General features: G+C 74.9%; 10 protein-coding genes. 6 read left to right on the top strand and 4 right to left on the bottom strand.

Going from position 1 to position 13229, the window contains the following annotated elements:
* Window positions 1-69 precede the first annotated feature (69 nt).
* The 3 genes from ACFXAM_RS33160 to ACFXAM_RS33170 are packed head-to-tail and all read right to left on the bottom strand — an operon-like array spanning window position 70 to window position 5743.
* Entirely contained in the window at window positions 70-2010 is a 1941-nt protein-coding gene (locus ACFXAM_RS33160) for a hypothetical protein (protein WP_380296936.1), read from the bottom strand.
* On the bottom strand, window positions 2007-3308 hold the full coding sequence (locus ACFXAM_RS33165; RefSeq protein WP_380296938.1) for an ATP-grasp domain-containing protein: 1302 nt from the start codon (window positions 3306-3308) through the stop codon (window positions 2007-2009). The genes ACFXAM_RS33160 and ACFXAM_RS33165 overlap by 4 nt, the downstream gene beginning before the upstream one ends.
* Window positions 3305-5743: an amino acid adenylation domain-containing protein gene (locus ACFXAM_RS33170; protein ID WP_380296940.1), complete on the bottom strand. Its 2439-nt coding sequence runs from the start codon at window positions 5741-5743 to the stop codon at window positions 3305-3307. Before ACFXAM_RS33170 ends, ACFXAM_RS33165 begins: the two co-directional genes overlap by 4 nt.
* Window positions 5744-6010: 267 nt before the next feature.
* Between ACFXAM_RS33170 and ACFXAM_RS33175 the strand changes: the two genes are divergently transcribed.
* From ACFXAM_RS33175 to ACFXAM_RS33190, 4 genes are all read left to right on the top strand, one after another.
* Window positions 6011-6709: a 2OG-Fe dioxygenase family protein gene (locus ACFXAM_RS33175; RefSeq protein ID WP_380296941.1), complete on the top strand. Its 699-nt coding sequence runs from the start codon at window positions 6011-6013 to the stop codon at window positions 6707-6709.
* Window positions 6710-6724: 15 nt separating this feature from the next.
* Window positions 6725-7009: an acyl carrier protein gene (locus tag ACFXAM_RS33180; protein WP_380296943.1), complete on the top strand. Its 285-nt coding sequence runs from the start codon at window positions 6725-6727 to the stop codon at window positions 7007-7009.
* The gene (locus ACFXAM_RS33185; protein WP_380296944.1) at window positions 7006-8445 is read left to right on the top strand and encodes a hypothetical protein; all 1440 of its coding nucleotides are present in this window, start codon (window positions 7006-7008) and stop codon (window positions 8443-8445) included. Before ACFXAM_RS33180 ends, ACFXAM_RS33185 begins: the two co-directional genes overlap by 4 nt.
* A 442-nt stretch (window positions 8446-8887) precedes the next feature.
* Window positions 8888-9868: a ParB/RepB/Spo0J family partition protein gene (locus tag ACFXAM_RS33190; protein WP_380296945.1), complete on the top strand. Its 981-nt coding sequence runs from the start codon at window positions 8888-8890 to the stop codon at window positions 9866-9868.
* Window positions 9869-9926: 58 nt separating this feature from the next.
* On the opposite strand, the gene ACFXAM_RS33195 is transcribed toward ACFXAM_RS33190, so the two are convergent.
* Complete coding sequence (locus tag ACFXAM_RS33195; protein ID WP_380296946.1) at window positions 9927-10736, bottom strand: aspartate/glutamate racemase family protein; 810 nt, start codon at window positions 10734-10736, stop codon at window positions 9927-9929.
* A gap of 637 nt (window positions 10737-11373) precedes the next feature.
* Here ACFXAM_RS33195 and ACFXAM_RS33200 point away from each other — a divergent pair.
* Together ACFXAM_RS33200 and ACFXAM_RS33205 are read left to right on the top strand one after the other, a co-directional pair.
* On the top strand, window positions 11374-12726 hold the full coding sequence (locus ACFXAM_RS33200) for a DUF6271 family protein (RefSeq protein ID WP_380296947.1): 1353 nt from the start codon (window positions 11374-11376) through the stop codon (window positions 12724-12726).
* Complete coding sequence (locus tag ACFXAM_RS33205) at window positions 12723-13220, top strand: GNAT family N-acetyltransferase (protein WP_380296948.1); 498 nt, start codon at window positions 12723-12725, stop codon at window positions 13218-13220. Before ACFXAM_RS33200 ends, ACFXAM_RS33205 begins: the two co-directional genes overlap by 4 nt.
* The last annotated feature ends 9 nt before the right edge of the window (window positions 13221-13229 follow it).

Consider the following 13229-nt stretch of genomic DNA (forward strand, 5'->3'; position numbering starts at 1 on the left):
TGATGTTTATAAGAGACCGGGGCCGTACCCGCCGGTCGGCGGGTACGGCCCCATCGCGTCGGGCGCGCCTCACTCCCGCGGACGGACCGCCACCGGCCGCGCCGCGCAGTGCACCTGGCCGTCGGCCACGACGAACCCCCGGAGCATGTGCTCGTGGTGGGCGAACGCGTGCTCCGCGACCTCGATCCCGGCCCGGAGCCGGGTCGGACCCCCCGGCCGGAGCCGGAGCCGCTGCGGCTCGGGTCCGGTCAGGCCGTGCGCACCGGCCCTGGCGGCCTGCACCAGCGCCACCGCCGTGCGGATCTCCGCACCCGGCGCGGTGGTGATCACCAGCTCGACGTCCACCGTGCCCGGGCGCGGCCAGACCGCCGGGCAGTCGATCGTGATCATCCGGATCGGTGAGCCGGCCGGCAGGTCGAGCACCGGACCGCAGCGGTGGCAGGCGAGCACCTCGCGCTCGATCCGGGGGTGGGCCGGGTGACGGCCGGTCACCACGGCCGTCGGCCCGCCGCAGTACGGGCACGGCCCCCCGCCGGGTACGGCCGTGGTCTCCAGGATGTCCTCCCAGACCTCGTTCGGCGGCGACTCGCTGACCTGCGCGAAGTCGAACAGGTCCAGCGCCACGTCGAACTCCGCGTCCGCCACCAGCGCCAGCAGCTCCTCGACCGGGGCGCCGTCGGCGGCGCCCTCCGCTCCGGAGGCCGTGCCCCGCCGGAACCCGGCCACCACCGCGCCGAGCCGGGCGTCGAGCTCGTCCACCCCGGCGGCCGGCAGGAACCCGGTCAGCGGCAGGTCGCGCAGCCCCCGGACCGCCCGGCCGGCCTGCCGCAGCCGGGCCCGGACGCCGTCCCCGCCGTCCCCGCCGTCCTGCTCCGGCTCGGCGAGCAGCGGGAGGAGCCGGTCCAGCCCGACCGGCCCGGCCTCCGGGAACGGTGCCACCCACGGGAGGCCGAGCAGCAGGTGGTGCGGCACCTCCCGTCCGGCGGCCTGCCGGTTCAGCAGGACGCCCAGCTGACCCACGGTGGCCCCGGCCGCGGCGGCCCGGTGGGCCAGCCGGTTGAGCCGGACGTCGGGGACCATCTGGTGCACGGCCCCGATGAAGGCCGCGGCGATCCCGCCGAGGAACGCATTGGTCAGCTGGTAGTCGGCGGCCACCAGACCGTGTCCGGGCCGCCAGGCCATGCAGCTGTTGGCGAGGACGGCGTCGGCGCGGATCCCCCGGGCCGGGATGACGTCGGCCGCGGAGACCCCCGCGCGGAAGCACTGCCCCGAGAACGCGCAGCCGGGGGCGCCGGCGGGCGGTACCGGCCCGGCCGGGCCGGTACCGGCTCCGCAGACCACGGTGTCCCGCAGGACGAGGGCGTGCTCCCGGCCGGCGGTGGCGAACGACACCAGACGGTGCCGCTCGGCGAGCAGCGGGGCCACCACCCCGGCCCGGACGTCCTCGCCCACCACCCAGCGGGTGCCGGAGGGTTCGGCCGGCTCCCGGCCGCCCCACGGGGCGATGCACAGCTGCGAGCGGGCCGGCGGCTCCCGCAGGGCGCAGCCGAGCCCCTTGGCGACCAGCCAGCTCAGTTCGTCCAGGTCCCGGCCGAGCAGCACGCCGAGGGCCGCCGTCCCGCGACCGGCCCGGCGCAGCGCGGCCGTCGCGTCGAGGGTCTCCAGCACGAGTTCCAGCGACAACTCGTCGGCGAGAGCGGCCAGGACGACGTGCTCGGGCGCGCCGGCGACCGCGGACACCGCGCCGGGCGGGCCCGCCACGAAGGCGCCGCCGACCCGCGCCGCGAGTGCCGCGCCCACCGGCGCGGCGGCGGAGCCGGGCGGCACCAGGACCAGCACCCCGCCGGCCGGTGCCGGGGGCGCCCCGGCGGGCCGGCCCGGGGACAGGTCACGGAGCTCGCCCAGCCGGTCGGCCGCCGTCCCGAGCAGCGGGATCCGGTCCGGGTCCCGCAGCGCCTCCAGGTAGTCGGGCAGCCGCTCGTGGGCGGAGAACGGCCCGTCGGCGGTCACCGCTCCACCGGGACCGGGGCGACCGTGAATCCCCCCGGCCGCCCGACCCGTGACGCGATCCGCCGCACCTCCAGGTGGTCGGCCCGGACCTGGGCCGGATCGGGGTGGCCGAGCACCGCCACGCCGAGTTTGTGCGCGTCCATCAGGTCCAGGGTCTCGGGCACCTCGTCCCCGTCCGCGACGTTGATCCTGAGGTGGTAGCAGGACGGCAGCCCGGTGATGGCGTTCAGGCCGTCGATCCCGCTGATCCGCCCGGCCGAGGCGACCGCGAAGAAGACCACCAGCACGGTCATCTCCAGGTCGTAGTCGGGGCGCACCCGCGCCTCCCCGGCCAGGTGGCGCACGGTGCGGTCGATGAGGTTGTCGCCGGTCGCCAGCTGGCAGGCCCACGGCTGCGCCCCGCCCGGCGGCCGGGCGTTGACCTCCATCAGCAGCGGCCCCCGGTCGGTGAGCATGACCTCGGTGTGGGCGACGCCGAAGCGCACGCCGAGGGCGTCGAGCACCTGCCGGGTGTAGCGCACCAGTTCGGCGTGGCCGGGTGCGTCGAACGGCACGAACTCCATGCTCTCGTAGACCGCCATCCGGCCGCCGGTGGTCCGCTTGCGGTAGCGGACGATGTCGGTCACGGTGTGCACGCCGTCGTGGCTGAAGGTGTCCACCGCGTACTCGACGCCGGTGACGTGCTCCTGCACGATCACGTCGGTGAGCCGGATCCCGTGCCGGCTGACCGAGCCGGCGAGGTCGGTGACGGCCTCCCGCCAGCCGGCGCCGCCCGGGTGCCGGGTCACGCCGTCGGTGCCGGAGGCGTTGGCGGGCTTGACCACGAGGTCGCGCCCGACCAGGCCCTTGGCGCGCAGCCACTGCGCCACCTGGTCCGGGTCCCGGGTGCACAGGCCCTCGACGACCGGCAGTCCGGCGGCGGCCACCGCGGCGTACATCTCCCCCTTGTGCCAGCGGGCGGCCGCGAGCCCGGGCAGGTTCGCACGGTCCGGGGTGAGCTCGGCGGCCAGGCGGTCGGCGAGCCGCACGCCGTGCTGCTCGCCGGGCAGGACCGCGACCGGCGCGAGGTCGCGCAGCCGCTCCAGCACCGGGTCGAGCAGCTGCCGGGTGATCGGGACGGAGTCGTCGGCGCCGTACTCCAGGTGGTGGTCGAAGTCCGCGGCCCGGAACGAGGCGGCCAGCGGGGCGGCGGAGCGCAGCGTGACGGCGCAGGTCGAGAAGCCGGCCCGGCGCAGCGCGGGTGCGTACATGTTGCCGGAGGAGTAGGGCTCGACGACGACCACGACGGGCTTGCTCATGCCGGCCTCCCCGGCGTCGTCCGGCCGGCCGTGCCGTCGATCCTGGCCGCCAGCAGCTCGACCGTCGGGCACTCGAAGATGTCGCCGATCAGGACCCGCTTCCCCAGCTCGGTGCGGACCTTGGCGATCACCCGGGTGGCCAGCAGCGAGTGGCCGCCGAGCTCGAAGAAGTCGTCGGCGAGCCCGATCCCGGGCACCGCGAGGATCTCCTGCCAGATGCCGAGCAGCCTGGCGGCCGTCGGTGACGGCGGTTCGGCCGTCGAGGGGGCCGCCGGCCCGTCCGCGGGCGGAGCCGGCTCGGGCGCGCCGAGCGCGGCCCGGTCGAGCTTGCCGGTCGGGGTGAGCGGCAGCGCGGGCAGCAGCACGAACCGCGCGGGCACCATGGGCTCGGGCAGCAGCCGGGCGGCGTGCTCGCGCAGGGCGCGCTCCGTCGGCGGCCGGGCGGGGTCCCGGGCGACGACGTACCCGACCAGGCTCCGGCCGGTGGCGTCCTCCTGCGGGGTGACCGCGGCCTCGGCGAGCCACGGGTGCTCCAGCAGCTTCGCCTCGACCTCGCCGAGCTCGACCCGGTGCCCGCGGATCTTCACCTGGTGGTCGGCCCGGCCCAGGAACTCCAGCACCCCGTCCGGGCGGTGGCGGGCGAGGTCGCCGGTGCGGTACATCCGGCTGCCGGGCACCGCCCTGAACGGATCGGCGACGAACCGCTCGGCGGTCGGGCCGGGGCGGCCGGCGTAGCCGCGGGCGACGATGTCGCCGCCGACGTAGAGCTCGCCGGCCACGCCGGTCGGGGCCGGCTGCAGCGCCTCGTCGAGGAGGTAGACGAGGGCGTCGGTGATCGGGCGTCCGATGGGTGGCAGCTGCGGCCAGTCGGCCGGGTTCCCGCGCTGCCAGTGGGTGGTGGCCACGCTGGTCTCCGACGGGCCGTAGCCGTTGCGCAGCGCGCAGCCGGGCAGCCGGGAGAGCCAGCCCACCAGGTCCGGTGCCATCACCAGCTGTTCGCCGCCGGTGACGACGGTGCGCAGCCGGTACTCCCGGGGCCGGTCCTGGCGCACCGCCCAGTGCGCGATGTTCAGCAGGCCGGAGTAGGGGGCCTCCAGGTGGTCGATCCGCTCGGACTCCAGCAGGTCGAGCAGGGCCTCCGGGTCACGCCGCACCCGTTCGTCGGGCAGCAGGACCACCCGGGCGCCGGCGTGCCAGCCGCCGAAGATCTCGCAGAACGAGGCGTCGAAGCCGAGCGCGCTGAACTGCAGCACGTGCGCGCCGGGCGCGATCCCGGTCTCGGTCGCGTACCAGTCGGTGATCCTGACCAGGGCGCGGTGCGGCATGGCCACGCCCTTCGGGCGGCCGGTGGAGCCCGAGGTGTGCATCAGGTAGGCCAGGTTCTCCCCGTACACGGCGGTGCCGGGGTTGTCGGCGGGCCGGTCCGCGAGGTCGAGGGCCGCCAGGTCGTGCACCTCCCAGCCGCCGGGCAGTTCCGCGAGGCCGTCCGCCGGCCCGCCCTCGGTGAGCACCAGCCGGGGTGCGCAGTCGGCCAGGATCTCGGCGGTGCGCGCGGGCGGTGCGGCGGCGTCCAGCGGCACGTAGTACGCGCCGGCCTTGAGCACCGCCAGCATGGCGGTGAGCATGGCGATGCTGGATCCGCCGTGGAGCGCCACCGCGGTCTCCGGCCCGACCCGCCGCTCGCCCAGCCAGTGGGCGAGCCGGTTGGCGGCGGCGTTCAGCTCCGCGTAGCCGAGCGTGGTCCCGCCCCTGGTCACGGCGGCGGCGTGCGGGGTCCGCTCCGCCCAGGACTCCACCCGCCGGTGCACCAGCGCGTCGGCGGGGACCTCCGAGGTCGCGGTCCGGGAGCGGTCGCCGAGCAGCAGGGCCCGTTCGGCCGGCGGCAGGACGGCGAACCGCCCCACCCGGGTGTCCGGTCCGGCGACGACGGCGGCGAGCAGGGTGTGCCACCGCGCCGTCCAGTCCTCCGCCCGCGCCGAGCGCCCGGCGGGGGCGGGCCGGTCGTCCGGGGGCCGTCGGTCGATGCCGGTGCGCAGGCCGTCCGGCGTCCGTACGACCGTCAGGACGAGGTCCCGGGCCGGGTCGTCCGGCGCCCCGGTGCCGGAGCGCAGCTCGGTCCGCGTCCCGGCCGGCGGCTGCGGGGCCCCGACCGGCGCCTGCCGGCGCAGCCGCGCCAGCAGGTCGGTGAACGGCGGGTCGTCGGTCAGCTCGCAGCGGAGCTCCCGGGTCCGGGCCGGCTGTCCCGCGGCCGCGCTCACCGTCCGCTCCCGCCCGCCCCCGTGGCGGACCGCCAGGACCGCGAACGCGGCGGCCAGCGTCAGCTCCGGCGGCACGCCGTGCGCGCGGCTCAGCCCGGTCAGCCCGGCGGCGAGTTCCTCGGTCAGCGGGACCGTGTTCCCGATCGTCGTGGGATCCGGGCCGTCGCCCATGGCCATGTCGCTCCTTCGGGTGTCACGTCGAGAGTTCCCGACCGGGATCGGAACCCGAATCGGGCCTGGCCGGAAATGCCGGGACGGACCGGACGCAATGGCCGCGGGGGCGCATCGGCCAGAAGCCAGTAACGGCCAGGCCGGAGCATCCGTCAAGGCCGGCCGGGATCCGGCGGGGGGTCGTGCGACTGAGAACATCTGACAGTTGCACACTTCTCCCGGGGCGCCGCCGGCCGGCGCCGCGGTACACGCTTGACAGCGTCCCGCCCCGTCGTGAGCCTGGGAACAGTGAGCATTCCAATTTATTCGTCCGGCAATGTCCGCGACGATCCGCAGTGGAGCCGCGACGACGACTGGGAAAGGTTCAGCCGATTCTGGGACGATCTCCCGCTGGACGCGCACATGGGGGACGGCGGAACGTATCGGCGCCGGAAGTACTCCGCTGTTTCCTATGAATTCGGCAGCGGTGCGGTCCGTCCGCTCGGCCAGGACGGGTTCCTGCAGAGCAGGGAGATCAACCGCCTCAACGGCGGCGTCGTCCGGCGCTTCGAACCGGTCGACCCGGCCCTGCTCGGCACGTCCGTGCTGCACCGGCTGCTGGCCCGCTTCACGCGGCAGATCGCCGGCACCGCGCGGACGGCCGGGTCGCCGGCGCCCGTGGGCCGGGTGAACATCCACCAGCACCGCATCACCGCGACCGGGGCGCAGGCCGGCAATCCGACCCCGGAGGGGATGCACCGGGACGGCGTCGGCCACATCGTCATGATGCTGGTCGCCCGGGAGAACGTCGCCGGCGGCTCCAGCACGCTCCACGACAACGCCGGAACGCCGGTCTTCACCCGCACCCTCACCGACCCCGGCGACTACATCTTCCTCGACGACCGCACCTGCCTGCACTCCACCTCCCCGGTGACGGCGGCCTCACCGGCGGCGCACGGGTACCGCGACATGTTCTTCCTAGAGTTCTGCTGACGGAGACCAGATCCCATGAGTCCGGCCCACCCCACCCCCACGCCCGAACTCCTCCGCGCGATCTGGCGCGAGATCCTCGAACTGGACGTCGTCGACGACGAGCAGAGCTTCTTCGTGCACGGCGGCAGGTCCATCGACGCGCTGCGCCTGGTCAACCGGATCCGGAACGTGTTCGGCCTGGACGTCACCGTGCGGACCGTGATCGAGGCGCCGACGGTCGGCCTGCTGGTCCAGGCCCTCGGGACGGCTCCGCCGGCCGCGCCGCGGCCGAGCCTGACGGAGGGCCCGGGCGCCGGATGACCGCGCACCGGCACGCCTCGCCCGCGCGCTCCGGACTCGGCCGCGCCTACCGCGAGCAGCTGGCACGGGAGGGGGTCCGGATCGAGGAGCTCAACCGGGACGCGGCGGCGAGCCGGCTGCTCCGGATCACCTATCCCGGGGAGTTCCTGCCGACGCCGGTGTTCGTCTCCGCCGCCGAGCGGGCCGCGCTGCTGCGGGACGGCGAGACCGTCCACCGCCTGCTCACCGAGCTGCCGGACCGGCTGTTCGGGGGCGACCCAGGCGCCCTCGCCGAGGCCGTCGGCCTGACGGAGGTCCAGGCGCGGCTGGCCTCCCGCGCCGCGGCCGGCCCGCCCCCGCTCCGCCTGGCCCGCAGCGACGTCTACCGCGACGCCGAGGGCTTCAAGCTGCTGGAGATGAACATCTCCAGCGCCCTGGGCGGCGCGGAGATCGCCACGCTCAACCGCGCCATGCTCGGCCATCCGGCGCTGGCCCGCTTCACCGCCGAGCACGGGCTCGGCTACGTCGACACGCTGCAGCACTTCGCCGCGACCGTGCGCGCCGCCTGCGGCGGCCCGCACCGCACTCCGGTGGTGGCGCTGGCCGAGTGGCCGGAGACGTTCGCGGACTACGAGCTCTGGCTGCACGTCACCGCGTCACTGCTGGAGGACGTGGGCATCGAGTGCGTGCCCTGCCACGTCGGGGAGCTGGCCGACCGCCCGGGCCGGCTGGAGGCGCGGGGCCGCCCGGTCGACGCCGTCGTGCGGTTCTTCCTGCTGGACGAGATCCGCACCCCGCAGAAGGCGGCCCTGCTCGAACCGCTGCTGCGCGCCGTCGACGCCGGCACCGTGCGGCTGCTCAGCCGGATGGACACCGAGCTCTACGGCAACAAGGGCACCTTGGCGCTGCTCTCGGACGACCGCCACCGCGCCCTCTGCACCCCCGCCGAACGGGACTGCCTCGACCGCTTCCTGCCCTGGACCCACTTCGTGCGGCCGGTGCTGCGCCTGCCGGACGGCTCGACGGCCGGGCTGGAGCGGTACGCGCGGGCCGAGCAGCCGGACCTCGTCCTCAAACCGGTGCTGTCCCACCGGGGCATCGGCACCGTACCGGGCTGGACCGTCCCGGCGGCGACGTGGCTGGACCGGGTCCGGCGGGCCGTCGGCGGACCCTACGTGCTCCAGCGGCGCGTCGTGCCCACCGCCGAGGCGTTCCCCGCGCCGGACGGCGGCACCCGCGAGGTCTACCTCAACTGGGGCGTGTTCCTCACCGATCCCTCGGCCACCGGCTCGGACGGCTACGGGGGGTGCTACATCCGGGCCAGCGACGACCCGGGGATCGGTGTGATCAGGACGGGCCCGAGCACGAAGTACGCCTGCGCCTTCCACGAGGAGGACTCCGCCGCCGCGGCCCCGCGGGTCCGGCCGGTCCACGCCACCGGCCGGCCCGGATTTTAGTCCGGAATTGTTGCACCGGTGTGGCATGCGTTTGAAAAGACCTGCTCAGGAACGCCCGGCCGGCCACCTCGGCACGATTTGCCCGGAAGTCGCCGCACGCATATCGGCCACCCATTGCCCGCCGTCGCGGCGCTCCGTCCCGGCCGGACTTCCCCCCCGGCCCACGGGCACCACCAGTAACACCCTTGACATGCCATAGTCGAAGAAATACGCTCACCTGTCGGAGCGGCTAATCGCACACTGATCAACCGCCGCAAATCTCCGCCGCACCACCGTATATCGCGTGAATTCGCCATCGGCCAGTATTTCAATTTCAGATGGGCGGCACCACCGAGTCGTCCTTGCAGTTTCCATTCGTCCTGTGAGGGTGAAATTGCCCAGCGAAGAGCGCTCGACCTCCCCCAGAGACAGTGCCGAACAGATCGCTCGTCGTTCCTGGAAGATGACCGTGGACACCGTCCCGGTCGGATGGCTCAAGCCCGCCGACTCCCCCCGCCTGCACGGCGAGGACCCCGACCACGTACGACTGCTCGCCGAATCCGACACCGTCCTGCCGCCGATCCTGGTCCACCGCGGGTCGATGCGCGTCATCGACGGAATGCACCGGCTCCGGGTCGCCGAACTGCGGGGCGACACCGAGGTCCAGGTCCAGTATTTCGACGGCACCGATGCCGAGGCCTTCGTCCGCGCCGTCCAGCTGAACGTGGCCCACGGACTGCCGCTCACCCTCGGCGACCGGGAGGCCGCCGCCACCCGCATCGTCGAGTCCAACGCGAGCTGGTCGGACCGGGCCATCGCCCGGATGACCGGGCTGAGCGCACCCACGGTCGGCCGGATCAGGGCCCGCTCGCGGTCCGACCGGTCCACCGAGGCCGCGGCCAGGATCGGCCGCGACGGCCGGGTGCGGCCGCTGAGCAGCGTGGCGGGCCGGCGGCGGGCCGGCGAACTCATCGACGCCGAACCAGGTCTGAGCCTGCGGGAGATCGCCCGACGCGCCGGGATATCCGTGGGCACCGTGCGGGACGTGCGCAAACGCGTGAGCCGCGGCGAGGACCCCGTCCCGGCCCGGTTCCTGCCCGGCCCCGCCACCGCCCCGGTCGCGCCCCCCGCGCTGCCCGGCCGCGCCATGAAGGCGCTCGCCCCCCTCCCTCCCGACCCCGTCGCGGGGACCTACACCTCGGACCTCAACAGCCTGAAGAACGATCCCTCGCTGCGCCTGACCAGCACCGGCCGCTTCCTGCTGCGCTGGCTCAGCCTGCACGCCATCAGCCAGGCGCAGCGGGACAGCCTCATCGAGTCCCTGCCGCCGCACAGCCGGGCCCGGATCGCCTACATGGCGAAGTACTGCAGCCGCTGGTGGGCGGAGTTCGCGGACAACCTGGCGGAGGAGCAGGAGGACCGGGGCATCCCGAGCACCGGCTGACCCACCGGCACCCGCCCGCGGAACCCGGCGGCGGTCCGCTCGCAGGAGCGGGCCGCCGTCATCCGCGCAGCCCGGAGCCGCCGCACCGCACCTCCTCGCGCCGGACCTGCCACCGCGTCCGGCCCCGGGCGTTCGCACCTGCCGGCGACGCCGTGCACGGGGAGCGCCACAGCCGCTCCAGGACCACGTCGACGAGGGCGTCGGTCGAGTCCAGCAGGGGAAGCAGCCGCGCGGCCGCGCCGCCGACCAGCGGGATCTCCGTGCACGCGGCCACCACCGCCTGCACACCCTGCTCCCCGAGCGCGGCGGCGGCCCGGGCGATCCGCTGCTCCGCCTCCGCCAGCCCGGTCCCCGCCTTCACCGCCCGGATCGCCACGTCCACGCACTCCCGCTGCACCGGCGCCGGCACCTGGACCACGTCCACGCCGAGCCGCTCACCGGCCCGCTCGTACAACCCGGCCGCCCGCGTCCCGCGGGTCGCGAGAACCCCCACCCGCCGCACCCCCGGCGCCATCCGGACCGCGGCGGCCATCGCGGCCTCGACCATGTCCAGCACCTCCACCCCGACGGCCCGCGACAACTGGTCCAGGTAGGCGTGCGCGGTGTTGCACGGCACCGCGATGCAGCCGGCGCCCGCCCGGCGCAGCCACCGCGCCCCCGCCACCATCGCCGGCACCGGCGACGGCCCCTCCCCCAGCAGCGCCGCCGTCCGGTCCGGAACCCGCGGATCGGCCCACATCAGCACCGGCAGGTGCTCCTGGTCGGTGGCCGCCGGGGTGCGTTCGACGAGCCGGCGGTAGAAGTCGGCGGTCGCCCTCGGCCCCATGCCGCCGAGGATGCCCAGCACCGGGACCTGGCCACTGCTCAAGGGATGCCGCCTCTCGGACTCGGTGCTCACCGGCTGCGGATCCCGGCCCGCGCCGACGCCCGGCGGTTCGCCGATCCGGTCGCCGCCCCGGCGCCCGCGCGGCCGGCCGGCCGCGCACCCGCACGACCTGCCGTGCACCGGCCCGGCGCCGCTGTCACGCCCCGGCCCCGAGGACCTCCCGGCGCGGCCTTCGCCAGCCTAGCCAAACACCGCCGGGGGCACGAGCCTGTCACGATGCACCCCCGCCGCCGGGGCCCGGTGCGCGATCGCCGCGGGTGCCCGGCACGGAGGGCAGGGGCGGCTGATCGGTACGGGGGGCAGGGGCGGGTGCCCATTCGGGCAGTGTCGGGGGGCGCCGGGAGGTCGCCGAACGATCTCCGTTGACACCGGAGTTGGTCTAGTCCACGGTGGTGAAACGAGGTCGTCCAGGTGAGTCCGGCGGAGCCCCGTGACCCGGCGCTGATCCTGCCCGGGACTCATCGGCCTCCTCAACTCGACCACCCCACCGTGGCTTTGGGCGGGCCGTGCGGCGCCGCCGAGCGAGCCGTCGCGCCTTCGGTGCGGAGATCCGCCCCACACCGGCTCCGAAGGCGCCACCGCTGTAACGAATTTGACGACCAGACGGAGAATCCCGCACATGCAACGAGTCTGCCTCGCCCTGCCCACCATGCGGTCCTGCCCGGGCACCATCGTGGATCTCGCCGAGGAGGCGGCCTACGCCGTCGAGAAGTTCGGGGTCGAGGTCCACCTGCTCGTCCTCGACACCACCGATGCCACCGATGCCGCCGGGTTCGCGAAGAACGCGGATGCCGTGGCCTCGCTGGCACCCGCCGCCGGGGTGTTCGTGCACCACCTCGGCGAGGCGCAGCAGCGGGAGTTCTTCCGGCGGGTGGCGGAGCGCTCCGGTGCCGCCGACCCCGGGCTGCTGCTGGAGATGATGGTGCCGCGGGCCGTCGCGTACGGGTCCTGCGTCAACCGGGTGTTCCTGGGCGCGGCGGCGCTCGGCTGCACCTCGGTGCACCTGCGCAACGACGATGCCGACTTCCAGGTCCTGGACGGCGAGAAGGTCTTCCCGATCCACCACGAGCTGCTGTCGATCGGCCGCCCGGCCGGGGAGGCGGCGGCCGGGGTGACCCGCTCCGAGCTGGACCCGGCCGACGCGGACAAGCCGGTGATGCTGGTCAGCGGCTCGTTCATGGGCGAACTCAACGTGGACATCGGCGAGATCCGCGAGCTGGACCCCGAGGTCTACCGCGAGGTGGTGCGGCTGTGGACCCCGCCGGTGTGGCCGGACGAGGACCGCGACGCGATGGTGGACGTGTCCTTCAAGGGCACCGGCACCGAGCCGTTCACCGCGGACCACTCGGTCCTCGGCGTGCCGGACATCTGGGACGTCTTCATGTGCAACGTCGCGCTGGACCACCGGGCGTACGAGGTGCTGCCGCTGCTGCCCTCGACCGAGACCCTGGGCTGCGACTACGCCCTGCTGCACGCGCTGGTCCACTCCCGGATGCCGGGCGTCGTCCACAACCGCCACATCGTCAACTACTACACGCCCGAGCGCCGCACCGGCGCCGGCTTCATCCCCTACCAGATGGGGTTCGTCAAGCTCCTGCTCTCGATGCTGTACCTGTACCCGGTCTACGGCGGGATGATCGACCTCGGCCGCGACCTGCTGGACGAGCGGCACGGGCTGAAGGTCGAGCCGATCCTCGCGCTGGTGCGGGGCAGCGTCGACTGGGACCGGGCCGGGAACGAGCACTGCCTGGACGTGCTGGACCGCTCCTACCGCAAGCTGGGCGGCAAGTACGCCGACCTCGCCGACGTGGTGGCCGGGCGGCGGGAGCAACTGCTGGACGAGGCCCAGGAGGACGCCCGGCGTTGGGCGGTGCTGGTGGAGGCCTGGGCGGGGATGGTGGCCGCCGCCCGCGCGGAGGGCCTGCGCCCGGACGCGGCTGCGGCGGACGGCGTGGTCGGGGCGGCCGGGTGAGCGACGACTTCGTGATCCGGCGGCTCACCGACGACGACTGGGACGCCGTGGTCGCGCTGGAGCACGACGCCTACGCGGCCGACGGCCTGTCGGAGGGCCAGGAGGCCCTGCAGTCCCGGGCCCTCGGCTCGCCGGAGACCTGCTTCGTGCTGGAGCAGGACGGCACGGTCCGCGGCTACCTGCTGAGCCTGCCGTACCCGCCGCTGCGCTGCCCGGACCTCGGGCGGCCGGAGGACGCCGCGTTCGAGTCGGGCAACCTGCACGTGCACGACCTGGTGATCGCCGAGGACCTGCGCGGCCGGGAGGTCGCGCTGGGGTTCATGCGGTACTTCCGGGCCCGGGCGGAGGAGCTGGGCTTCGAGCGGATCTCGATGGTCGCGGTGCGCGGGGCGGACATCCTGCTGCGGCTCATCGGCTACCGCGCGCACCGGGAGGTGGCGGTCCCCGCGTCCTACGGGCGGCGGGCGGTCTACATGTCGATGCCGGTGCACTGACGCCGGCCC

The organism is Kitasatospora sp. NPDC059462, assembly GCF_042749955.1.
Taxonomy (GTDB): domain Bacteria; phylum Actinomycetota; class Actinomycetes; order Streptomycetales; family Streptomycetaceae; genus Kitasatospora.

What these genes read in the sequence shown, in the direction of transcription:
- ACFXAM_RS33185 (WP_380296944.1), top strand. Translation starts at nt 7,006, where the DNA reads ATGACCGCGCACCGGCACGCCTCGCCCGCGCGCTCCGGACTCGGCCGC.
- ACFXAM_RS33170 (WP_380296940.1), bottom strand. Translation starts at nt 5,743, where the DNA reads ATGGCCATGGGCGACGGCCCGGATCCCACGACGATCGGGAACACGGTC.
- ACFXAM_RS33165 (WP_380296938.1), bottom strand. Translation starts at nt 3,308, where the DNA reads ATGAGCAAGCCCGTCGTGGTCGTCGTCGAGCCCTACTCCTCCGGCAAC.
- ACFXAM_RS33200 (WP_380296947.1), top strand. Translation starts at nt 11,374, where the DNA reads ATGCAACGAGTCTGCCTCGCCCTGCCCACCATGCGGTCCTGCCCGGGC.
- ACFXAM_RS33190 (WP_380296945.1), top strand. Translation starts at nt 8,888, where the DNA reads ATGACCGTGGACACCGTCCCGGTCGGATGGCTCAAGCCCGCCGACTCC.
- ACFXAM_RS33180 (WP_380296943.1), top strand. Translation starts at nt 6,725, where the DNA reads ATGAGTCCGGCCCACCCCACCCCCACGCCCGAACTCCTCCGCGCGATC.